The organism is Rhizobium sp. WYCCWR 11128, from assembly GCF_013416305.1.
GTDB lineage: Bacteria > Pseudomonadota > Alphaproteobacteria > Rhizobiales > Rhizobiaceae > Rhizobium > Rhizobium indicum.
Genome location: NZ_JACCEZ010000005.1, coordinates 329,908 through 349,858 on the forward strand (window position 1 = coordinate 329,908; position 19,951 = coordinate 349,858).

The 19,951-nt window shown below is 61.4% G+C and carries 23 protein-coding genes; 11 read left to right on the top strand and 12 right to left on the bottom strand.

The annotated features are described in order from the left end of the window. Positions 1–59: 59 nt before the first annotated feature. Both rhaS and HX898_RS18390 read right to left on the bottom strand, forming a co-directional pair. The gene (gene rhaS, locus HX898_RS18385) at positions 60–1,055 is read right to left on the bottom strand and encodes a rhamnose ABC transporter substrate-binding protein (protein ID WP_024320014.1); all 996 of its coding nucleotides are present in this window, start codon (positions 1,053–1,055) and stop codon (positions 60–62) included. A gap of 48 nt (positions 1,056–1,103) precedes the next feature. After that, on the bottom strand, positions 1,104–1,916 hold the full coding sequence (locus tag HX898_RS18390; RefSeq protein WP_018246533.1) for a DeoR/GlpR family DNA-binding transcription regulator: 813 nt from the start codon (positions 1,914–1,916) through the stop codon (positions 1,104–1,106). 198 nt (positions 1,917–2,114) lie between these two features. Here HX898_RS18390 and HX898_RS18395 point away from each other — a divergent pair, with 198 nt between their 5' ends. Further along, a complete protein-coding gene (locus HX898_RS18395) occupies positions 2,115–4,211 on the top strand; it encodes a bifunctional rhamnulose-1-phosphate aldolase/short-chain dehydrogenase (RefSeq protein ID WP_180195337.1) in 2,097 nt (698 codons plus the stop codon). Between the two features lie 63 nt (positions 4,212–4,274). Here the strand turns inward: HX898_RS18395 and HX898_RS18400 are convergent, their stop codons facing one another. Next, a complete protein-coding gene (locus HX898_RS18400; protein ID WP_017958027.1) occupies positions 4,275–4,433 on the bottom strand; it encodes a YqaE/Pmp3 family membrane protein in 159 nt (52 codons plus the stop codon). Between the two features lie 77 nt (positions 4,434–4,510). On the opposite strand from HX898_RS18400, the gene rhaI reads away from it, so the two are divergent. Continuing rightward, positions 4,511–5,803: an L-rhamnose catabolism isomerase gene (gene rhaI / locus HX898_RS18405; protein WP_180195338.1), complete on the top strand. Its 1,293-nt coding sequence runs from the start codon at positions 4,511–4,513 to the stop codon at positions 5,801–5,803. 94 nt (positions 5,804–5,897) lie between these two features. Here the strand turns inward: rhaI and HX898_RS18410 are convergent, their stop codons facing one another. Continuing rightward, complete coding sequence (locus HX898_RS18410; protein ID WP_003547836.1) at positions 5,898–6,356, bottom strand: carboxymuconolactone decarboxylase family protein; 459 nt, start codon at positions 6,354–6,356, stop codon at positions 5,898–5,900. 108 nt (positions 6,357–6,464) lie between these two features. Between HX898_RS18410 and HX898_RS18415 the strand changes: the two genes are divergently transcribed. Together HX898_RS18415 and HX898_RS18420 are read left to right on the top strand one after the other, a co-directional pair. Further along, positions 6,465–7,334, top strand: coding sequence for a sigma-70 family RNA polymerase sigma factor (locus HX898_RS18415; protein WP_180195339.1), 870 nt, complete (start codon positions 6,465–6,467; stop codon positions 7,332–7,334). Positions 7,335–7,607: 273 nt separating this feature from the next. Continuing rightward, the gene (locus tag HX898_RS18420) at positions 7,608–8,816 is read left to right on the top strand and encodes an amidohydrolase/deacetylase family metallohydrolase (protein WP_138389670.1); all 1,209 of its coding nucleotides are present in this window, start codon (positions 7,608–7,610) and stop codon (positions 8,814–8,816) included. A gap of 20 nt (positions 8,817–8,836) precedes the next feature. On the opposite strand, the gene HX898_RS18425 is transcribed toward HX898_RS18420, so the two are convergent. From HX898_RS18425 to HX898_RS18440, 4 genes are all read right to left on the bottom strand, one after another. Next, the gene (locus HX898_RS18425) at positions 8,837–9,685 is read right to left on the bottom strand and encodes an IclR family transcriptional regulator (protein WP_131139660.1); all 849 of its coding nucleotides are present in this window, start codon (positions 9,683–9,685) and stop codon (positions 8,837–8,839) included. A gap of 118 nt (positions 9,686–9,803) precedes the next feature. Continuing rightward, complete coding sequence (locus HX898_RS18430) at positions 9,804–10,226, bottom strand: type II toxin-antitoxin system VapC family toxin (RefSeq protein WP_180195340.1); 423 nt, start codon at positions 10,224–10,226, stop codon at positions 9,804–9,806. Then, on the bottom strand, positions 10,226–10,474 hold the full coding sequence (locus HX898_RS18435) for a type II toxin-antitoxin system prevent-host-death family antitoxin (RefSeq protein ID WP_138389668.1): 249 nt from the start codon (positions 10,472–10,474) through the stop codon (positions 10,226–10,228). Before HX898_RS18435 ends, HX898_RS18430 begins: the two co-directional genes overlap by 1 nt. Positions 10,475–10,757: 283 nt before the next feature. Further along, positions 10,758–10,973, bottom strand: coding sequence for a hypothetical protein (locus HX898_RS18440; RefSeq protein ID WP_138389667.1), 216 nt, complete (start codon positions 10,971–10,973; stop codon positions 10,758–10,760). A 127-nt stretch (positions 10,974–11,100) separates the two neighbouring features. On the opposite strand from HX898_RS18440, the gene HX898_RS18445 reads away from it, so the two are divergent. Both HX898_RS18445 and HX898_RS18450 read left to right on the top strand, forming a co-directional pair. Further along, positions 11,101–11,724: a TetR/AcrR family transcriptional regulator gene (locus HX898_RS18445; protein WP_138389666.1), complete on the top strand. Its 624-nt coding sequence runs from the start codon at positions 11,101–11,103 to the stop codon at positions 11,722–11,724. 83 nt (positions 11,725–11,807) lie between these two features. Continuing rightward, positions 11,808–11,996: a hypothetical protein gene (locus tag HX898_RS18450; protein ID WP_003547852.1), complete on the top strand. Its 189-nt coding sequence runs from the start codon at positions 11,808–11,810 to the stop codon at positions 11,994–11,996. Between the two features lie 48 nt (positions 11,997–12,044). Here the strand turns inward: HX898_RS18450 and HX898_RS18455 are convergent, their stop codons facing one another. Beyond that, positions 12,045–12,485 carry a DUF1810 domain-containing protein gene (locus HX898_RS18455; protein WP_138331370.1) on the bottom strand — a complete coding sequence of 147 codons (441 nt, stop codon included), beginning with the start codon at positions 12,483–12,485 and terminating at the stop codon, positions 12,045–12,047. A 72-nt stretch (positions 12,486–12,557) separates the two neighbouring features. Continuing rightward, positions 12,558–12,836, bottom strand: a complete 279-nt coding sequence (locus HX898_RS18460; protein WP_027665604.1) for a hypothetical protein — start codon at positions 12,834–12,836, stop codon at positions 12,558–12,560. A gap of 275 nt (positions 12,837–13,111) precedes the next feature. On the opposite strand from HX898_RS18460, the gene HX898_RS18465 reads away from it, so the two are divergent. Then, positions 13,112–14,482, top strand: a complete 1,371-nt coding sequence (locus tag HX898_RS18465) for an amidase (protein WP_180195341.1) — start codon at positions 13,112–13,114, stop codon at positions 14,480–14,482. A 66-nt stretch (positions 14,483–14,548) separates the two neighbouring features. Further along, positions 14,549–15,409 (top strand): TIM barrel protein, encoded by an 861-nt coding sequence (locus HX898_RS18470; RefSeq protein WP_180195342.1) that lies wholly within the window; start codon positions 14,549–14,551, stop codon positions 15,407–15,409. A gap of 74 nt (positions 15,410–15,483) precedes the next feature. Here the strand turns inward: HX898_RS18470 and betC are convergent, their stop codons facing one another. Further along, positions 15,484–16,992 carry a choline-sulfatase gene (gene betC / locus HX898_RS18475; protein ID WP_138389663.1) on the bottom strand — a complete coding sequence of 503 codons (1,509 nt, stop codon included), beginning with the start codon at positions 16,990–16,992 and terminating at the stop codon, positions 15,484–15,486. A gap of 142 nt (positions 16,993–17,134) precedes the next feature. Here betC and HX898_RS18480 point away from each other — a divergent pair, with 142 nt between their 5' ends. The 3 genes from HX898_RS18480 (at position 17,135) to HX898_RS18490 (ending at position 19,253) form a co-directional block, all read left to right on the top strand. Beyond that, the gene (locus tag HX898_RS18480; RefSeq protein ID WP_180195343.1) at positions 17,135–18,037 is read left to right on the top strand and encodes a LysR family transcriptional regulator; all 903 of its coding nucleotides are present in this window, start codon (positions 17,135–17,137) and stop codon (positions 18,035–18,037) included. A gap of 120 nt (positions 18,038–18,157) precedes the next feature. Beyond that, positions 18,158–18,361 carry a hypothetical protein gene (locus tag HX898_RS18485; RefSeq protein ID WP_138331375.1) on the top strand — a complete coding sequence of 68 codons (204 nt, stop codon included), beginning with the start codon at positions 18,158–18,160 and terminating at the stop codon, positions 18,359–18,361. A 100-nt stretch (positions 18,362–18,461) separates the two neighbouring features. Further along, the gene (locus HX898_RS18490; RefSeq protein ID WP_180195344.1) at positions 18,462–19,253 is read left to right on the top strand and encodes an aldolase/citrate lyase family protein; all 792 of its coding nucleotides are present in this window, start codon (positions 18,462–18,464) and stop codon (positions 19,251–19,253) included. A 3-nt stretch (positions 19,254–19,256) separates the two neighbouring features. Here HX898_RS18490 and HX898_RS18495 read toward each other — a convergent pair whose 3' ends face one another. After that, positions 19,257–19,937 carry a hypothetical protein gene (locus tag HX898_RS18495; protein ID WP_138331377.1) on the bottom strand — a complete coding sequence of 227 codons (681 nt, stop codon included), beginning with the start codon at positions 19,935–19,937 and terminating at the stop codon, positions 19,257–19,259. Between the last annotated feature and the right edge of the window lie 14 nt (positions 19,938–19,951).

Consider the following 19,951-nt stretch of genomic DNA (forward strand, 5'->3'; position numbering starts at 1 on the left):
TGTCGAATGAGAATCCCGGCGGCCATCAGGCCGCCGGGCTTTAATGCGGTGGTTTCGGATCAGAAGACCTTGGAGAACTGGTCGATATTCGAAGCATTGTAGACGAACGGATCGGCCATGGCGGCTTCGCCGTTGTCGCCGACCTTGATCTTGCCCATGCGGCCGACTTCGATCTCGCTGCCCGGCTTGCCGTCGGTCTCGCCCTTGACGAGGCGATAGGCGATCTGCGTTGCGGAGTAGCCGAGATCGATCGGGTTCCAGATGGCGAATTCCTTCGTGGCGCCCGACTTGATCGCGCCGGCCATTTCGGACGGCAGACCGAGACCCGTGACGTAGACCTTGCCGACAAGGCCCTTGTCTTCGACAACCTTCGATGCGGCGAGAACGCCGACCGTCGTCGGAGCGACGATGACCTTGATGTTCGGGTTCGCCTTCAGCAGGCCCTCGGCTTCACGATAGGACTTGTCCGAGAGGTCGTCGCCATAGACTGTGGTGACGAGGTTGAGGCCCGGGAAATCCTTGAGCTGCTTCTTCATCTGGTCGATCCAGATGTTCTGGTTGGTCGAGGTGGTCGTGGCCGACAGGATGGCGAAGTCACCCTTGCCGCCGTCGAGATGGTCCTTGACGAGCGTCAGGCACATCTTGCCGATCAGCTCGTTGGACGACGGGTTGAGCTGCAGGATACGGCCTTCAGGTGCCACGCCGGAATCCCAGGAGATGACCTTGATGCCGCGCTGTGTAGCCTTCTTCAGCGCCGGAACGAGCGCGTCGGGATCGTTGGCCGAAACGGCGATGGCGCTGACGCCTTGGGCAATCAGCGAGTTGATGACTTCGATCTGGCCTTCGGCCGTCGTCGTCGTCGGACCGGTATAGATGACCTCGACGCCGCCGAGTTCCTTGGCGGCTTCCTGCGCACCCTTGTTGGCAGCATCGAAGAAGCCATTGCCGAGCGACTTGACGACGAGACCGATCTTGATGTCGGCAGCACTTGCCGTGCCGGCCATCATGGCGACGGCAAATGCCACGCCGATTGCGAGTTTCTTTGCGAGTTTCATGCTTTCATCCTCCCACTTGATTGACACTCTTCACACCTCCCCGGCGCCTTATGCGACCGACGAGGAATCCTCCTTGATTGCCTGGGCGACCGGGCTCGCGACAATGAGCCTGATGCCGGCATTCTCGATCATCCTGACGGCTTCCTCTGGAATGCCGTCATCGGTGATGATCGTAGACACACGCTCGAGCGGGCACAGAATGAGGCTCGACCGGCGATGGAACTTGCTGGAATCGGCCATGACGACCAGTTCGTCGGCCTGATGCATCAGCTTCTGTTCGCTTTGAATAATCAGCGCATCGGCTTCCATGATGCCGAGCGGGCCGACGCCCTGCGCGCCGATGAAGAAGCGGCGGGCGTAGAAATTGCGGATCGCGTCATTGTCGAAGGGGGAGAGGATCAGGCTCTGCTCGCGATAGATCGCGCCGCCCGGCACAGTCACCGTGTTCTTCGAATGCTTGACCAGATGTTCGGCGATGGCGAAAGAATTGGTCATCACCTGCAGGCGGTGCGCCGCCATGAAATGCACCATCTGGAAGGTGGTCGTGCCACCGTTGATGATGATCGCGTCGCCCGGATCGCAAAGCTCGACGGCCTGGCGGGCGATTGCGCGCTTCTTGTCGATATTGACCGATTCCGAAACGCGGAAGGGGCGCCCGGCGAGATTGCCGAGCTGCGGCGGATGCACGGCCTCGGCGCCGCCGCGCACACGTCGGATCTTGCCCTGAACATGAAGAGCCGCGATGTCGCGCCGGATCGTCGCCTCGGAAGCCTCGGTAAGTTCGGAAATATCCTGAACCGTCACGACGGACTTTTCCTGAACGGCGCTCAGAATGATGCGATGACGTTCGCGTTCGTGCATGGGGCTCCTCCTTCGATCGTTTATTTCGCACATATGAGAATGTGTCAATCAAAAACGATCATAAATTTTCATATTGCGCTGCACAATAATCGAATTTGATCGTTTTCGATTGACAAGCTGCGTTTTGATGAGCGATACCGTCAGCGAAAAGGGGCGCGAACTTTGCGTCTCGATGAAGATTTCATATGGGAGGATGACATGGCGGCGAACGTCCGGCTTCTGGAAAACCGGTGGGATGATGCTTATGCGGCAGGCCTCGATGAGCCTGGCAAGCTGCTCTATCGCTCCAACCTGCTCGGCGCCGACAAGCGCATCACCAATTATGGCGGCGGCAACACTTCGGCGAAGGTGCTGGAAACCGATCCGCTGACCGGCGGAAAGGTCAAGGTACTCTGGGTCAAGGGATCGGGCGGCGACGTCGGCACGATCAAGCTCGACGGTTTCGCGACGCTCTACCAGGACAAGCTGGAATCGCTGAAAGGCATCTATAAGGGCGTTGAGGACGAAGACCGCATGGTAGGCTTCCTGCCGCACTGCACCTTCAACCTGAATGCCCGCGCTGCCTCGATCGACACGCCGCTGCACGGTTTCGTGCCTTTCACTCATGTCGACCACATGCATCCCGATGCGATCATCGCGATCGCCGCGTCGAAGAATTCGAAGGAATTGACGCAGCAGATCTTCGGCGACGAGATCGGCTGGCTGCCCTGGCGCCGTCCGGGCTTCCAGCTCGGCCTCGACCTCGGCGCATTCGTTGCCGCAAACCCGAATGCCAAGGGCGTCGTGCTCGAGAGCCACGGTCTCTTCACCTGGGCGAACGATGCCAAGGCCTGCTACGAGTTGACGCTCGATATCATCAACAAGGCGATCGTCTGGTTTGCCGAAAAGACCGAAGGCAAGACCATTTTCGGCGGCGCGGTCGCACAGAGCTTGGCCGTCACTGAGCGCCGCGCCATCGCCGCCCGGCTGATGCCGGAGATCCGCGGCCGCATCGGCAAGCAGGAGCGTAAGCTTGGTCATTTCGACGATCAGGACGCCGTGCTCGAATTCGTCAATTCCCGGGATCTGCGTCCGCTCGGCGCGCTCGGCACCAGCTGCCCTGACCATTTCCTGCGCACCAAGATCCGCCCGTTGATCGTCGATTTCGACCCGGCCAAGCCGGATGTCGACGCGATCGTTGCCGGTCTCGACAAGGCGCTAGAGGACTACCGCGCCGACTACGCCCGCTATTACAACGACTGCAAGCACGACAATTCGCCCGCCATCCGCGACGCCAATCCCGTCATCTTCCTGGTGCCCGGCGTCGGCATGCTGTCCTTTGCCCGCGACAAGGCGACGGCCCGCATTGCCAGCGAATTCTACGTCAACGCCATCAACGTCATGCGCGGCGCCTCGACGGTCTCCGAATATCAGGGACTGCCGGAGCAGGAAGCCTTCGATATCGAATATTGGCTGCTTGAAGAGGCCAAGCTGCAGCGCATGCCGAAGCCAAAGAGCCTTGCCGGCCGCGTTGCCTTCGTCACTGGCGGCGCCGGCGGCATCGGCCGGGCGACGGCCGCACGCCTCGTCGGCGAAGGTGCCTGCGTGGTGCTTGCCGATATCGACCAGGCAGCGCTCGAAGGCACCGAAGCCGATTTCGTCAAGAAGTTCGGCGCCGACGCCGTGCGCAGCGTCCGGCTCGACGTCACCAAGGAAGATGCGGTGATCGCCTCCTTCGCGGAAGCCTGCGTCGAATTCGGCGGCATCGATATCCTCGTCTCGAATGCCGGCATTGCCTCCTCCGCGCCGATCGAATTGACCGAACTGGCGACGTGGAACCGCAATATCGATATTCTCGCGACCGGCTATTTCCTCGTCTCGCGCGAAGCCTTCCGCCTGTTCCGCCGTCAGGCGCTCGGCGGCAATGTCATTTTCGTCGCTTCGAAAAACGGTCTTGCCGCCTCGCCGAACGCGTCTGCCTATTGCACGGCAAAGGCTGCTGAAATCCATCTCGCCCGCTGCCTGGCTCTGGAAGGCGCGGATACCGGCATCCGCGTCAACACCGTCAATCCGGATGCGGTCCTGCGCGGTTCGAAGATCTGGAGCGGCGAATGGCGCGAGCAGCGCGCCGCCTCGTCCAAGATCGAGGTGGACGATCTCGAGGAACATTACCGCAAGCGTTCGATGCTGAAACTCAACGTGTTTCCGGAAGATATCGCCGAGGCGATCTATTTCCTCGCATCGGACCTTTCGGCAAAATCGACCGGCAACATCATCAACGTCGATGCCGGCAATGTGCAGAGTTTTACGCGCTAGAGCAATTCCAGCAACAGTGTGCAGCGGTTTTGCGTCCGGAACGCGTAAAGCAAACGGATAGAGCTATTTCCGGAGGATCACCCATATTGCGTGGATGATCCCCGGCAGATAGCCGCAGAGTGTCAGCAGTATATTGAGCCAGAAATGCAGGCCGATCCCGACCTGCAAGAATACGCCAAGGGGCGGCAGGATGATCGCAAGAAGAATGCGGACAACGTCCATCGTAGCTCCTTCGTTTGAAGACATGTAAGCGTTTGAACGCGAACCATGCCCTATGGTTCGCGACCAGGGAGGAATAGATGACAGATTCCAGGATTGCGCCAGATCTGGTCGCGACTGATAACGACAAGCGGGCAACCGCGTTGAAGGCCGATTACGAGGCACTGGGCGCGACGCTTGCCCGTCGCGGCGTCGATATCGAGGCGGTCACCCGGAAGGTTGCGGAATTCTTCGTTGCCGTGCCCTCCTGGGGCGTCGGCACCGGCGGCACGCGTTTTGCCCGTTTCCCCGGTACCGGCGAGCCGCGCGGCATCTTCGACAAGCTCGACGATTGCGCCGTCATCAACCAGCTGACGCAGGCGACCCCGAACGTCTCGCTGCATATTCCCTGGGACAAGGCGGATGCTAGCGAATTGAAGGCCAAGGGTAACGCGCTCGGCCTCGGCTTCGATGCGATGAATTCGAACACCTTTTCCGATGCGCCGGGCCAGGCCCATTCCTATAAATACGGCTCGCTCAGCCACACCGACGCGGCGACGCGGGCGCAGGCGGTCGAGCACAATCTCGAATGCATCGAGATCGGCAAGGCGCTCGGCTCCAAGGCGCTGACGGTCTGGATCGGTGACGGCTCGAACTTCCCCGGCCAGAGCCATTTCACCAAGGCTTTCGAGCGTTACCTCGCCTCGATGGCGGATATCTACAAGGCGCTGCCCGACGATTGGAAGCTGTTCTCCGAGCACAAGATGTACGAGCCTGCCTTCTATTCGACCATCGTGCAGGATTGGGGCACCAACTACCTGATCGCCCAGACGCTCGGCCCCAAGGCCTATTGCCTCGTCGATCTCGGCCACCATGCGCCGAACACCAACATCGAGATGATCGTCGCCCGGCTGATCCAGTTCGGCAAGCTCGGCGGCTTCCACTTCAACGATTCGAAGTATGGCGATGACGATCTCGACGCCGGCGCGATCGATCCCTACCGGCTGTTCCTGGTCTTCAACGAGCTGGTCGACGCCGAGCAGCGCGGTGTCAACGACTTCAATCCGGCCCATATGATCGACCAGTCGCACAATGTCACCGACCCGATCGAAAGCCTGATCAACAGCTCCAACGAAATCCGCCGCGCCTATGCGCAGGCATTGCTCGTCGACCGCAAGGCGCTCTCCGGCTACCAGGACGACAATGACGCGCTGATGGCGTCGGAAACGCTGAAGCGCGCCTATCGCGCCGATGTCGAGCCGATTCTGGCCGAAGCCCGCCGCAGGGCCGGCGGCGCGATCGACCCGATCGCCGTCTACCGCGCCAGCGGTTACCGCAGGAAGGTGGCGGCCGAGCGTCCGGCCTCCGCTGCCGGCGGCGGCGGCATCATCTGAACGATCGATTGTTTCGCGTGGCCTGAAGCTATGCTGATTAGGGATAGTGGTTGCCGGCAGCGCAGGGGTGACGCGCTGCCGGCAACTTCGCCGTTTACGGCTTCCAGGCCCCGGCGATCTGGCGGGTGGCGATGTTCAGCCGGTTCCAGACATTGATGTTGGCGATGGCGATGACGAGTGCCGCAAGGCTCCTGCCGTCATAATGCCGGGTCGCTTCGTCCCAGATATCATCCGGCACAGGGTCGGCGCGGTCGCTGACGCGGGTCACCGCCTCGGTCAGCGCAAGGGCTGCCCGCTCGGCATCGCTGAAATAGGGCGAGTCGCGCCAGGCGCCGATGGCGAAGAGCCGTTCGTCGGTTTCACCGAGCTTCTTTGCGATGCGCGGATGCCCGTCGACACAGACGCTGCAGCCGTTGATCTGGCTGGCGCGCAGGTTGACGAGTTCGAGCAGCTTGGGCGAAAGGCCGGTTTCGGCCGGCACCTTGCTGAGAGCCGCCAGCGCCTGCATGGCTGCGGGAAGGACGAGGGCGGGATTTCCCATTCTCTCCTGCATGATAAGTCTCCTCTATAGGTTTACTGTTTGACGATCCGCCGGCGCTGTCACATCGGCCGGGGTTCATTCGTCATGGCCTTGACGGGATGCAGCGGAGGAATGTGACAAATGGACGAGAAAAAATGGCTGACTGAAGAATTCGAGGCGAACAGAGCGCATCTGAGGGCCGCAGCCTATCGCATGCTCGGCTCGCGCAGCGAAGCGGAGGATGCCGTTCAGGAGGCCTGGCTGCGGCTCAGCCGCACCGATACGACAGGGGTCGGCAATCTTGGCGGCTGGCTGACGACGGTGGTGGCCCGCATCTGCCTCGACATGCTGCGCGCCCGCAAGACCCGGCGCGAGGAGCCGCTGGAGGCGCCTGTCCATGCCGGGATCGCCGATCCCGCGAACGATCCCGAGCGCGAAGCCGCATTTGCCGATTCGGTTGGGCTGGCGCTGCTCGTCGTGCTGCAGACGCTGGCGCCCGCCGAACGTGTCGCCTTCGTGCTGCACGACATGTTCGACCTGCCCTTCGACGAGATCGCGCCGATCATCGGCCGTTCGTCCGCCGCCACCCGCCAGCTCGCAAGCCGCGCCCGCCGGCGGGTGCAGGGGGTGGGCGAAGCGCCTGATGTCGATTTCGGCCGCAAGCGGACGATCGCCGAGGCCTTTCTGACGGCGTCGCGCAATGGCGATCTGGAGGGATTGATCGCGGTGCTTGCCCCTGATGTCGTCTTCCGGCCGGATGCGACGGCCGCCCGCTTCGGCACCATTGGCGAAATGCGCGGCGCGGCTCACGTGGCCGAAGCCTTCAAGGGTCGGGCGCAGGCGGCAGAAATCGCCAACGTCGGCGGTGAGCTTGGATTCGTCGTGGAGATCCAGGGCCAGCTCCGCGTCGTCGTGGCGCTGACGATCGTCGATGGCAGGATCGCCGCGATCGACGCCATCGCCGATCCGGATCACTTGGAACGGCTTGACTATTCTATTCTTCGAGATTGAAAAGAAACGCGAATTCGCCCGCTCTTCGAAACTAGGCGCGCCTCGGATGGAGCGCGCCGCTCACGTTTCTTCAGCGATGACGACCGCGTCATTTTTCTTGACAGCGGCGTCCTCGGCTTTATTCTATTATAAAGACTTATATAACATAACTATGGAATTGTGGCGATCCAGGTGCCCTTGTGCATCTTTCGCTACCCATTACTCTTCCATAATGACCCGCAGACGGATGACCGGGAGCGATCCCGGTCCGAGACTTCGAAAGGAATGCATGTCATGTCCGGCGACCAGGCGAAGAAGCCGCTTCTCCTCACCAATGTCAAACCGATGGCTTTCGGTTCTGGCCCATCAGAGGGGGCAACCGACATTCTCGTCAATGCCGACGGCAGGATCGCCGAGATCGGTCCGTCGCTTTCCGTCTCGCAGGATGTGACGCGCATCGACGGCAAGGGCGCCTTCATCTCGCCGGGCTGGGTCGATCTGCACGTGCATATCTGGCACGGTGGCACCGATATTTCCATCCGTCCGTCCGAATGCGGCGTCGAGCGCGGCGTCACCACGCTGGTCGATGCCGGCTCGGCCGGTGAGGCGAATTTCCATGGCTTCCGGGAATATATCATCGAGCCCTCGCGCGAGCGCATCAAGGCCTTCCTCAATCTCGGCTCGATCGGCCTCGTCGCCTGCAACCGCGTCGCGGAATTACGGGATATCCGCGATATCGATCTCGACCGTATTCTCGAGGTCTATGCAGAAAACAGTGAGCACATCGTCGGCATCAAGGTGCGCGCCAGCCATGTCATCACCGGATCCTGGGGCGTTACGCCGGTCAAGCTCGGCAAGAAGATCGCCAAGATCTTGAAAGTGCCGATGATGGTGCATGTCGGCGAGCCGCCGGCGCTCTATGACGAGGTGCTTGAGATTCTCGGCCCCGGCGACGTCGTCACGCATTGCTTCAACGGCAAGGCCGGGTCGAGCATCATGGAAGACGAGGATCTCTTCAATCTCGCCGAGCGCTGCGCCTCCGAGGGCATCCGCCTAGACATCGGCCATGGCGGCGCCTCCTTCTCCTTCAAGGTCGCCGAGGCGGCGATCGCGCGCGGGCTTCTGCCGTTCTCGATCTCGACCGATCTGCACGGCCATTCGATGAACTTTCCGGTCTGGGATCTGGCGACGACGATGTCGAAACTGCTCAGCGTCGGCATGCCTTTCGACAAGGTGGTGGAAGCCGTTACCCATGCGCCGGCATCGGTCATCAAGCTGTCGATGGAGAACCGGCTTTCGGTCGGCTCGCAAGCGGAATTCACCATTTTCGATCTGGTCGATTCCGATCTCGAGGCGACGGATTCCAACGGCGACGTTTCGGTCCTGAGCAAGCTGTTCGAGCCGCGCTACGCGGTGATGGGCACCGATGCCTTCACCGCCAGCCGCTATGTGCCGCGGGCGCGCAAGCTGGTGCGCCACAGCCACGGCTATTCCTACAGGTAGGATCCGCTGAGGCGCAATCCTCAGCGGTTGCGCCAGCCCATCAGTTTTTCGATCCGTTCCGCTGAACTGCGCACATGGGCCGTGTAGTGGTTCTCGTCGGAAAACGCCTTCTGTTCCGGCAGCACGATGGAAATGGTAGCGACGCACTGGCCGTCGCGATCGCAGATCGGCGAGGCGATGCAGGCAACCGCATAATCCGATTCCCCAGCCTGGATCGACAGCCGCGATTCGAAGGCCTTGCCGGCGGCTTCCGACAGCGTGCCCGGATCGATCTCGGCGCGGCCGGTCGGTGATGAGCGGGCGCAGCGCTTGAACAGTTCGATGCGCTCCTCCTCGGCCAGGTGGCCGACGAGCAGGCGGCCGGAGGCCGTCCAGTTCAGCGGCACCCTTGTGCCGACGCGGGACGCCACCTGAAAATGGCTCGGGCCGTCGGCCATGGCCAGCACCAGCATATAGTCGCCGTCACGGCCGCAGACCTGCACGGTTTCGCCGGCCTGCCGGCAGAGATCGTGCATTTCGTGGGTAGCGATGCTCATGAAATCCAGCGACCTGGCATAGGCAAGGCCGTAATGGTAGAGCCGCGCGCCGAGCCAGATCGAGCCGTCGGTCTGGCGCGTCAGCATGTTCTTCTCGACGAGGTCGTCGACGATGACGTAAACGGTCGACAGCGGCGCCTTCACCGCCTTGGCGATGGCATAGACGCCGGCGGGCGATCCGGTCTCGTAAAGATGATCGATCACCTGAAGCGCCCGGTCGATGCCGCTGACGCGCGCGCGTCGCGCGCCCTTGCCACCGGTCTCGCCGGCAACACCCTCATCTTCGGAGTAAACTGCGGATGATGTCTTTCCGTCCAATTCCACGCACCTCATAAAACTGCGATCATGTTACATTACTATGGCATAGCTGTCGTAGAGGCAAATCGCAACAGAAGATAACCCTACGGCATCGTGTCGACGGCTGCGATGGTGGATTGATCTGCCGGTGGCATCATAACAGCTGGTGCTTTGCTCCGACGATGGTGCAAGCCTTCGCCAGCCCCTTGTCCAGTGTGACGAGCGCGGCATCGCTGCCGAGCGCGACAGCGAGATGGAGTGCATCGCCAGCGCGAAGACCGATGTCGAATTGATCGGTCATGCGTGCCGCTTCGATGAAATGCGCTCGCGATATCGGCAGGATCTCGAACGTCGTCGAACATAATTCTCTGAACATCGCCAATGCCTTGCCGCGATCGGCCGGGTCGATCTGTCCGGCTCTTGCCTTGAGCGCGACGGCGCTCGAAAATTCGGTGATCGTCCAACCGCTGACCGCGATCTCTTCGGATCGAAGCGTCGCCAGCCATTGCTGCACGTCGTCCGTGCGGGTTTCGATCGTCCAGGCGGCGATGAGGACTGACGTGTCGATATAAAGCATCAGTAACGGTCGGTGTCGCGCATGTCGCGGATGAAGGTCGCGGAATCGACCGGCTTGGCCGGCGGCTTCATCGAGGCGGTCAATGCCTTCAGCCGCTCGACATCGATCGGTTTTTTGCGCGTCTTGACGGGCACGAGCTGCGCCACCGGCTTGCCATGCCGCAAAATCTCGACGGTTTCGCCGGCTTCGACGCGATTGAGCAATTCGCTGAGATGGGCCTTGGCTTCCGCTAAATTGACACTCGCCATGACGCCCTCTTGATGACCAATTTTCTAGTCACTTTAGTCCGAAAACTAGACTGCCGCAAGACCGCGGCACGACAACCGGCGGCAAGCCGATCCTCTAAAGCGCGTCGCGATCTTTCAGATTCACTCCTTGCGCCTTAGTCTTTGTTTTTACGCATGCCGTTGCCGCAAAACCGCTGCACACTTTTGTGCGACATGCCTTAAAGCGGCAAGGGCCGCCGTCTGGTCGAGACGGCAGCCCTTGACGGGGGCAGGGAGAGATCCCCAAGCTGGTCAGGCGGCTTCTTCAGCCGAAGCAGGGCATTGCCGGCAGATTGGCGCGGCTTGCGAGCGCTCCGATTATATTGCCCACCGAAGTCGAGCGCGGTTCGCGTTTGCGGGCGGCTGTCTCCAGGAGTTGCTTGAAGTCTTCAAGCTTTACGCCGTCGGCGCGCAACACCATGGCGATCAGGGGGTCGCGAAGGGCTTCGGATATCGTCAGGTCATCTCTGGTCTTTGTCATGGTTGTCCTCCTTTCGTGGGCAGTCGCCCGTGTTCCACTTTCCGCTGCCATGCCCTCGGCATTGACTTTCGCGTTTCGTGGTGTTACCGGTAAGTAACAATGCATTTGTTACCGATCGGTCACATTGATGTCAAGGACTACGTCCGCAAAAAAATCAGAAACTTCGAATGAAATCTCCGCAGCCGTTCCAGAAGATCGCATCCCGCCGCGGGAGCGTATCGTCTCGACCGCCTCGGAGCTTTTCCGCGAGCGCGGCATTCGCGGCATCGGCGTCGATGCCATTGCCGACGCGGCTCTGACCAACAAGATGACGCTCTACCGGCATTTCGGCTCGAAGGACGAGCTCGTCTGCGAAACGCTTCGCCGCGCCTCCGAAAAGGCGGGTGCCATCTGGCGCGATCTGGAAACGGCCTATCCCGGCAATCCGCGCGCCCAGCTGGACGCCTGGGTGGAGCTGCGGGCGCAATGTCTGAACGGCGAGCCCGCCGGCTGCGATCTCGCCAATGCCGCCATCGAGCTGAAGGGCGAGGGCCATCCAGCCCACGAAATGATCGAGCGGCACAAGGCCGAACAGCGTGATCGCCTGGCCGGGCTCTGTTTGGCGGCCGGCGCGCGCGAACCCCAGCTTCTTGCCGATACATTGACGCTGCTGCTCGAGGGCGCACGCGTCAGCCGTCAGGCCATGGGCGCTGCCGGCTGCTGCGGTCATTTCGCCAAGGCGTGCCACGCGGCGATCGCTTCTTTCGCCTGAGCACCGCAAGTGTGTGGGGAGGGGAACCTTACCGCTTCCATGCCGTTTTCACACTAACCCGAGGGCGATGTGGAGGCAGGGAGATGAACTACGTCTATCTCAAACGCCTATATGCCAAGCGCGCCGAGCTCGAAGCCAAGCTGGAGCTCCATGATGCGCGCTATTGTTTCGGCGAGGAAGAGGTCGATGACGGCACCGACAGCGATCTGCGTCAGCGGTTGAGCGAAATTTCCGAGGAAATTGCTACGCTGGAGAGCAGGCCGGGCCGATAACTATTTAATTTTCAACAGCATTCAGATTTTAAGCCGACCGGCATAAAGTCAGTCTGTGCTGGCGCTAAGGATTTCCATCGTCCGTTCGTCGAATTTTCCCTGATAGAAATGCTCGATCACCTGGTGGAAGGGCGAACCGTGATCGCTGATCGCGGCAAACAAGGTCATCGACGAGCGCAGCTTGAAGTCGTCGGGTGAGCCCAGGATTTCGTGCGCCGATCGGCCGTTCACGGACAGGATCGCCTCGACGCAACGCAGCAGCCGGCTTGAGAGAATGGGATCGGCGAGATAGGCGGCGGCTTCCTCCGCCGAGCGGATCGCATATTTTTCGGCCATCGCCGACGTGCCGAGACCGGCGATCTGCGGGAAGATGAACCACATCCAGTGGGACGTTTTGCGCCCGGCTTTCAGCTCCAAGAGCGCCCGCTCATAGATCCCGTTCTGGGCGTCGATGAAGCGGTGAAGCTTGTAGTCGATGTCGCCGGCCATGGTCCTTTTCCCTTTTCCTGCTGTCGATGCAGCCTGGGCAAAGGTTTCCACGCCCGGCAATATGTTTTGCTATCAGCAAACCCTCTCAGCGTAGGGGCTGCTGTCGCGGCAATGGCCGTAGGCCGGATGCTGCGGCACGTTATCGCCGGCCGGGGCGGCAATGGCCGATGTCGTCATCGGGTCCGTATTGCCGGAAGAATATGCGGCAAAACCCGCAAAGCTCAAGAGAACCAGCGCTCCGACCACGACAATGCGCTCGAAGGCCGAAAGTTTCTGGGCGCTGACATGATCTACATAATCGCGCTCGCCTAAACCGGCGGTTTCGTCCTCTTTTACATGGAGGGTCACCATATCCTGGCGACGGCTTAAAGTTTCACAATCTGTCATTTTAATTACTCCTGCAACACATGCGGCGCCGGTCTCTTAAGAGCAAACTCTCACCCTCGTGCCGAACCGCTTCCGCATGCGAGCAGCATGTGTGTCTTCGATCGTGGCAATTGAAGGGGCGATCTTCAAACGCAGTGTTCAAAAAATCGTACCAATAAATGCAAAATATCGTGAAGCTCTGGTTCATCGGAATGATCCGCGGTAGTCCAGAGAGGAACATCTTTCTTCTGGATAGTCCCATGAGCAAATCCTTCGGCGCGATGTCGGTCGCGCAGCTTTCCGTCCTCATTCAAGGTGGCGCGGCCGATCCGGTCGAGGTCGCCGAGGCAGTTTTCGATTCCATCGCGAATTATGCCGACAAGGCGGTCTTCACCACACTGTCCGAAAGCCGGGGGATGGAGGAGGCGCGCGCCTCTTCGCGACGTCTGCGGGAAGGGCGCTCGCTTGGATTGCTGGACGGCATTCCCATCGCCTGGAAGGATCTTTTCGACATTGAAGGCCTACCGACGACGGCGGGCTCCGTTGTTCTGGCAAAGGACATGCCGGCCAAGCAAGATGCGGCCGTCGTCGCTTTGCTCAGGCAGGCGGGCATGGTCGCCGTCGGACGCACCAATATGAGCGAGTTCGCCTTTTCCGGCCTCGGCATCAATCCGCATTACGGCACGCCGGTAAATCCGCGCGGCACCGATCTCCGGCGCATTCCGGGCGGCTCATCCTCCGGCGCCGGTGTCGCTGTCGCGGCCGGACTGGTGCCGGTCGCCATGGGCACCGATACCGGCGGCTCGGTGCGCATTCCCGCCGCCTTCAACGGCATCGTCGGCTACAAGGCGACACGCGGCCGCCACGCGATGGCAGGGGTCTATCCGCTGGCAAAGAGCCTGGATTCGCTGGGACCGCTCTGCCGCAGCGTCAGGGACGCGGTCTGGATCGACGCGGCGATGCGCGGCCTGACGGCGCCCGATGTCGTTGGGCTTCCCCTGCAAGGGCTGGAACTCATCGTGCCTGAAAACATCGTCTTCGATGGCGCTGAAGCCGGCGTCGTCGCCGCGTTCGAGGCAGCTCTGGGACGTCTTCAAAAGGCCGGCGCCAAGGTTGCCCGCACCGTCATCCCCGCCTTCAACGAGATATTCGATCTGATGACGAGATATGGTCCGCTGGTCACGGCGGAGGCTTTCGCACTTCACCGCGAACGCTTGGCGGGACCGGACGCGGACAGGATGGACCACCGCGTCGTCATGCGCACCCGTCTCGGAAGCAAGACGACGCTGCCCGATTACCTGGCGATCCTCGAGGCGCGCAGCCGCCTGATCGCCGATGTCGAGCGCCTCGTCGGCGACCGGCTGCTCGCCTTTCCGACTGTCGCCCATGTCGCGCCGCCGATCGGGCCGTTGGAGCAGGATGACGAGCTGTTCTTCGCGACGAACAACAAGACGTTGCGCAACACCGCGCTCGGCAATTTCCTCGACTGGTGCGGCGTTTCCATTCCCTGCGGTACGGGCGACGCTGGCATGCCTGTTGGACTGCTGCTTTCGGCCACCGCCCATCGGGATGAAGCGCTGCTGGGGATTGCCCTTGCGGCCGAGGCGGTCATCCGCGATGATTTTGCCTGAATTGGCAATTGAACCGCCGGGATTTAGTTGCCATTGATGGCATGAGGAGATCCCGGAGGAAAGCAAGTGCAGGTTTTGCAAAACGGACGTTTCGCGGTTTCGACATGGTCGCTGCATCGGCTGCTCGGCGCCGTTCATGCCTATAGTCCCGATCCCGACAAAAGCGCTGCTGCGAAAGAACCCTATGGCCCGGGTGCCGCGGCCCTGATCGATGTGCCGGCGGCGCTCTCGGCGCGCGGCGTCAACCGGCTGGAGATCTGTTCCTTCCATCTGCAAAGCCTCGACGCCGCCTATATAAGCGAATTGCGCGACGCGATGGCGACCTCGAATGTGCTGTTCCAGACGCTGCTGGTCGAGGACGGCGATCCGAGCCATCCGGAGACGGCTGAACGCGACGTAAAATGGATGGCGGAGTGGATCGACATCGCCGCAACCCTTGGGGCTGAGAGGATGCGCGTCATTGCCGGCAAGCAGAAGCCGACGGAGGAAAACCTTGCCCGCGCCGCCCGCCATCTGAATTGGCTGGCCGGAAAGGCGGAAGGTAGCGGCGTGCGTGTCGTCGTCGAGAACTGGTTCGACCTGCTACCATCGCCAGTCGAAATGAACTGGCTGCTGGACCGGTTGGACGGCAAGGTCGGTCTCAACGGCGACCTTGGCAACTGGGCGGCGCCGACGAAATACGAGGGCCTTGCCGATATCATGGGCCGGGCGGAAATTTGCCATGCCAAGGCCGACTACGGCGTCGCCGGTCTCGATGCCGAGGATTACCGCACGTGCCTGGAGATGTGCGAGAGAGCCGGCTACGACGGTCCCTTCACGCTGATCTACGACTCGCCCTTCTTCCCTGATGAATGGGACGGCATCCTTCTGCAGAAGGCGTTCATCGAGGATTTTCTGCGCGAGGCGCCCGCGCGCAGAACGGCTTAAATCAGAAGCGCTTCTTGCTCATTCCTAGAGCATGATGCCGAAAAGTGTGAGCGGTTTTCGGACGACATCCTGTTCTAGCGCGGGAACCTCTGGTTTTCCTCCAGCACGTTCAGATCCATGTGGTTGCGCATATAGCGCTCCGAAGCTTTCTGCAGCGGCTGATAATCCCATGGATAATAGGCCCCATTGCGCAGCGCCGCATAGACCACCCAGCGGCGCGCCTGGCTTTCGCGCACGGCTTCGTCGAAATCGGAAAGGTTCCAGCGTCGGCCGGCCTGTTCGACAAGCCTTGCCAAGATCTCGGCATGCGCCGGGTCGGCCGCCAGATTGTCGAGCTCCTGCGGATCGACCTCGAGATTAAACAGCATCGGCGGGTCCTTCTCGCAGAGCGAGAGTTTGTATCGTCCGTCTCGGATACAGACGAGCGGCGCCTCGGAACCCTCTGCGGCATATTCCAACGGCACAGGGCCGCGGCTGCCGGTGCCTTCGGCAAGCGCTGCCAGATCCTCGCCCTCGGTCCATGGCTTCAATGAGGCGATATCGATCCCGGCAAGACCGGCGAGCGTCGGTGTCACGTCGAGTGTGGAGACAGGCTGGTCGATCCGTCTGGGCGTCCAGCCGGGTGCCGCGATCATCAGCGGAACGCGGGCCGATCCTTCGAAGAAGTTCATCTTGAACCAGAGGCCGCGATCGCCGAGCATGTCGCCATGGTCGGAGGCAAAGAGGATGATCGTGTTTTCAGCCATGCGGCTCCGTTCCAGGACGCCGAGAATGTCGCCGATCTTCTCGTCGACATAGGAGATATTGGCGAAATAGCCCCGCCTTGCCCGCCTGATCTGCTCATCGCTGATGTCGAAAGCGTCGTGATCGCAGGCTTTCATCAGACGCTGCGAGTGCGGGTCCTGCTGCTCGAAGGCAATCGGCGCAACCGTCGGGTCAAGTGCCGGGCAGTCCTCATAGAGGTCCCAGAATTTGCGGCGCGCGACATAGGGGTCGTGCGGATGGGTGAAGCTGACGGTCAGGCACCAGGGGCGCTCGTCATGGCCACGCGAGAGATCGAACAGCTTGCGGGCGGCGTGGTAGGCGACCTCGTCGTCATACTCCATCTGGTTGGTGATCTCGGCAACGCCGGCGCCGGTGACCGAGCCCAGATTGTGATACCACCAGTCTATGCGCTCGCCGGGCTTGCCATAATCGGGCGTCCAGCCGAAGTCGGCCGGGTAGATATCCGTCGTCAGGCGTTCCTCGAAGCCATGCAACTGGTCGGGGCCGACGAAATGCATCTTGCCGGAAAGTGCGGTCTGGTATCCGGCAGCGCGCAGATGATGCGCATAGGTCGGAATGTCAGAGGCAAATTCCGCCGCATTGTCATAGACGCGGGTTCGGCTCGGCAATTGTCCGGACATGAAGGAGGCTCGCGCCGGTGCGCAGAGCGGGCTTGCCGTATAGGCGTTGGTGAAACGTACGGAGCGCTCCGCCAATGATTTCAGATGCGGCGCACGCAGGAAATCGGCAGGGCCATCCGGAAAGAACGTTCCATTCAACTGATCGACCATCAGGATGAGGATATTCGGACGCGCCATGTGAAATTGTCTCCTGTGGTCTCAAAGGCCGGGACGGTCTTCCTGGAAGGGGACGTCCCTTGCTATTTGCAGATCTTATCAAAACCGCTATCATCATGCTTGTAAAGGCAGCTTTTTTTGATATTTGCCAAAAGGAATTTTTATGTCAGACCGCCTGCCTGAGCTGGGATGGATGCGCATCTTCGCGGAGGTCGCAAGGCTCGGCAGCTTTTCGGCTGCGGCGGCAGTTCTCGGCCTTACGCAGCCTGCCGTCAGTTATCAGATCCGGCGGCTGGAAGAGCAGTTCGGCGTCGCCCTGCTGCGCCGCCAGCACCGCGGCGTCGAGTTGACCGCGGAGGGCGAACGGCTTTTCCAGGTCACGGCCAAGTCGGTTGGTGACATCGATGCCCTGGCGCGCAGTTTCCGCACCGAGGCTCAAAGGCCGGTCGTCAGACTGAGAACCGACTATGCTTTTTCAGCGCTTTGGCTGATCCCGCGCATGCACGGCTTTCGCCTGCTTCACCCGGAAACGGATATACAGATCGTCGCGACCCAGAGGCTTGAGCCCGGCTTTGGTGACGACGCAGATGTGGTGGTGGTTTTCGGCACAAAGGCGGAATTCGGCACTATCGGATCGCTGCTGCTGCAGGAAAAGGTCGTGCCCGTCTGCACGCGAGGCTTTCTCGATCGCAACGGCCCGTTCGACGATCCGCAGCAGCTTGCCAAGGCGATCCTGATCCATCTCGACTCACCGACGCCATCGCCCTGGTTCGACTGGCGAAGTTATTTTGCCGAATTCTCCGTTACTCGCGACCTCCATGCCGGCCGCGGTGATGTCAGTTTCAACACTTACTCGCTGGTCGTCCAGGCCGCTCTCAGCGAGCAAGGCGTGGCGATCGGCTGGATGGGGCTGGTCGATACGCTTCTCTCCACACATATGCTGGTGGAAGCCGGGCCGCCGCTCGAGGCACCCGACCGCGGTTACTGGCTGATACCGCCGCGATCGGCAAATGTTGATAGCGAAAGGCTCAGCACCTGGCTGGTGGATGAAGTCGGCAGGACATGACATCCAGACCGAGGCCGGCGCGTCATTGCATCCGGAATATGTTCGCGCTCAGGAGAGAAGCCTTGTCATGACCGACGCCGATCGACATTGTGGCATCGATTCATAGGGAAGGGCCAAAGCATGTCGCGAACCGTCGGATACGTCGTTGGACTGCTCATGATCCTCCTGGGGCTGATTTGGATCGCCCAGGGAAGCGGTTATTTTCCCTATCCCGCGTCCAGTTTCATGATCAACCAAAGCATCTGGGTTCTCTGGGGAAGCATCATGGCTGCGGCGGGGATTGCCGTGACGGTTATTATTTCACGGCTGCGTCGGAGGGGATGAGGTGGCAATCCGTGCACCGCTTTGAGGGAATTCGACATTCAAGAGTTCCCCGAGGTGAAATATCTGGCCGCTGGCGGCCTGTCGAATTGAGGAGAATGGCATGAGCGCAGCTGAAATCGACGGCTTTGCGGACCGGATCGGGCACCACCGGGGCGGCATGATCTCCGCCTGGATCGGCATTCCCGACGCCACGCTTGCCAATCATCTGGCGCAGGAGGCCTTCGACACCGTCGTGCTGGATATGCAGCACGGCATGTGGGACATGCCCTCGGCAGCGAACGCCGTCGCCCAGGTGCGCCTTGCCGGCAAGCCGGCGCTGGCGCGCATACCGGTCGGTGATTTCGCCTCCGCCTCGCGCCTGCTCGATGCCGGCGCCTCCGGCATCATCGCGCCGATGATCAATTCGGCCGAAGACGCGCAAGCCTTCGTCAAGACCACAAAATACCCGCCTCTTGGCGAGCGCAGCTGGGGACCGTCGCTGGCGCTCAACCATACCGGCCTGTCGGCCGATGATTATCTGAAGAACGCCAACGCGCTCACCGTCGCCATCGCCATGATCGAGACCCGGGCGGCACTCGAGGCGATCGACGGCATCCTCGGCGTTGCCGGCATCGATGGCATTTTCATCGGTCCTTCCGACCTTTCGATCGCACTCTCGAACGGCGACCAGGTGGCGCCGAACGCCGCCGAGATCGACGGCGCCATGCAGCATGCGGTTTCGCGCTGCCGCGCCCATGGTAAATTCGCCTGCGCCTTCGCCGGCGACGGCGAGCGGGCCGGCGAACTGCTGAAGTTCGGCTTCGATCTGGTCATTGCCGGCGCCGAGACCGCGCAACTGCGCTCCGGCGCCCGCCGCGCCATCAACGCCGCCCGCAGGATCGCTTCGGCTTGAACGTCATTTCACCGGCTTGACGGCCAGCCAGATGACGTGGCGGGCTCCGCCGCGTTTGCCGTTGGCGCGCGTGTTGACCGCATCGACGGAAAAACCGCTGCCCTTAAGACGTCGCGTGAAATCGGGGTCCGGACCGGACGACCAGACGGCGAGCACGCCGCCGGGGCGCAGCGCGTCGCTGGCGGCGCGAAGGCCGGCGAAATCGTAGAGCCGGTCGTTGGATTTGCGGGTCAGGCCATCAGGGCCGTTGTCGACATCGAGCAGAATGGCGTCATAGGCAGCCTTGCCGGCGCGGATCGCTTCGCCGACATCGCCCTGATGGATGCCGACGCGCGGATCGTCGAGGCAGCCCTTGAAGACCTCGGCCATCGGCCCGCGGGCCCAGGCGATCACGGCAGGCACCAGTTCGGCGACGGTGACGCCGGCATCTTCGGGAAGGACGGCGAGAGCGGCGCGCAGGGTAAAACCCATGCCGAGCCCGCCGATCAAAATCCTTGGCTTCGGGTGCGACTTGATCCGATCCCAGGAAAGGGTCGCCAGCGCTTCTTCCGAGCCGCTGAGACGGCTATTCATCAGCTCGTTGGCGCCAAGCATGATCGAAAATTCGCTGCCGCGCTGCTTCAGCCGCAATTCGCCGTTTTCACCGGGAATGGTCGCGGAATCGAGCTGGATCCAGGGCAGCATGACGGTTTCGCCTC

What these genes read in the sequence shown, in the direction of transcription:
- rhaS (WP_024320014.1), bottom strand. Translation starts at nt 1,055, where the DNA reads ATGAAACTCGCAAAGAAACTCGCAATCGGCGTGGCATTTGCCGTCGCC.
- HX898_RS18390 (WP_018246533.1), bottom strand. Translation starts at nt 1,916, where the DNA reads ATGCACGAACGCGAACGTCATCGCATCATTCTGAGCGCCGTTCAGGAA.
- HX898_RS18395 (WP_180195337.1), top strand. Translation starts at nt 2,115, where the DNA reads ATGGCGGCGAACGTCCGGCTTCTGGAAAACCGGTGGGATGATGCTTAT.
- HX898_RS18400 (WP_017958027.1), bottom strand. Translation starts at nt 4,433, where the DNA reads ATGGACGTTGTCCGCATTCTTCTTGCGATCATCCTGCCGCCCCTTGGC.
- rhaI (WP_180195338.1), top strand. Translation starts at nt 4,511, where the DNA reads ATGACAGATTCCAGGATTGCGCCAGATCTGGTCGCGACTGATAACGAC.
- HX898_RS18410 (WP_003547836.1), bottom strand. Translation starts at nt 6,356, where the DNA reads ATGCAGGAGAGAATGGGAAATCCCGCCCTCGTCCTTCCCGCAGCCATG.
- HX898_RS18415 (WP_180195339.1), top strand. Translation starts at nt 6,465, where the DNA reads ATGGACGAGAAAAAATGGCTGACTGAAGAATTCGAGGCGAACAGAGCG.
- HX898_RS18420 (WP_138389670.1), top strand. Translation starts at nt 7,608, where the DNA reads ATGTCCGGCGACCAGGCGAAGAAGCCGCTTCTCCTCACCAATGTCAAA.
- HX898_RS18425 (WP_131139660.1), bottom strand. Translation starts at nt 9,685, where the DNA reads ATGAGGTGCGTGGAATTGGACGGAAAGACATCATCCGCAGTTTACTCC.
- HX898_RS18430 (WP_180195340.1), bottom strand. Translation starts at nt 10,226, where the DNA reads ATGCTTTATATCGACACGTCAGTCCTCATCGCCGCCTGGACGATCGAA.
- HX898_RS18435 (WP_138389668.1), bottom strand. Translation starts at nt 10,474, where the DNA reads ATGGCGAGTGTCAATTTAGCGGAAGCCAAGGCCCATCTCAGCGAATTG.
- HX898_RS18440 (WP_138389667.1), bottom strand. Translation starts at nt 10,973, where the DNA reads ATGACAAAGACCAGAGATGACCTGACGATATCCGAAGCCCTTCGCGAC.
- HX898_RS18445 (WP_138389666.1), top strand. Translation starts at nt 11,101, where the DNA reads ATGTCAAGGACTACGTCCGCAAAAAAATCAGAAACTTCGAATGAAATC.
- HX898_RS18450 (WP_003547852.1), top strand. Translation starts at nt 11,808, where the DNA reads ATGAACTACGTCTATCTCAAACGCCTATATGCCAAGCGCGCCGAGCTC.
- HX898_RS18455 (WP_138331370.1), bottom strand. Translation starts at nt 12,485, where the DNA reads ATGGCCGGCGACATCGACTACAAGCTTCACCGCTTCATCGACGCCCAG.
- HX898_RS18460 (WP_027665604.1), bottom strand. Translation starts at nt 12,836, where the DNA reads ATGGTGACCCTCCATGTAAAAGAGGACGAAACCGCCGGTTTAGGCGAG.
- HX898_RS18465 (WP_180195341.1), top strand. Translation starts at nt 13,112, where the DNA reads ATGAGCAAATCCTTCGGCGCGATGTCGGTCGCGCAGCTTTCCGTCCTC.
- betC (WP_138389663.1), bottom strand. Translation starts at nt 16,992, where the DNA reads ATGGCGCGTCCGAATATCCTCATCCTGATGGTCGATCAGTTGAATGGA.
- HX898_RS18480 (WP_180195343.1), top strand. Translation starts at nt 17,135, where the DNA reads ATGTCAGACCGCCTGCCTGAGCTGGGATGGATGCGCATCTTCGCGGAG.
- HX898_RS18485 (WP_138331375.1), top strand. Translation starts at nt 18,158, where the DNA reads ATGTCGCGAACCGTCGGATACGTCGTTGGACTGCTCATGATCCTCCTG.
- HX898_RS18490 (WP_180195344.1), top strand. Translation starts at nt 18,462, where the DNA reads ATGAGCGCAGCTGAAATCGACGGCTTTGCGGACCGGATCGGGCACCAC.
- HX898_RS18495 (WP_138331377.1), bottom strand. Translation starts at nt 19,937, where the DNA reads ATGCTGCCCTGGATCCAGCTCGATTCCGCGACCATTCCCGGTGAAAAC.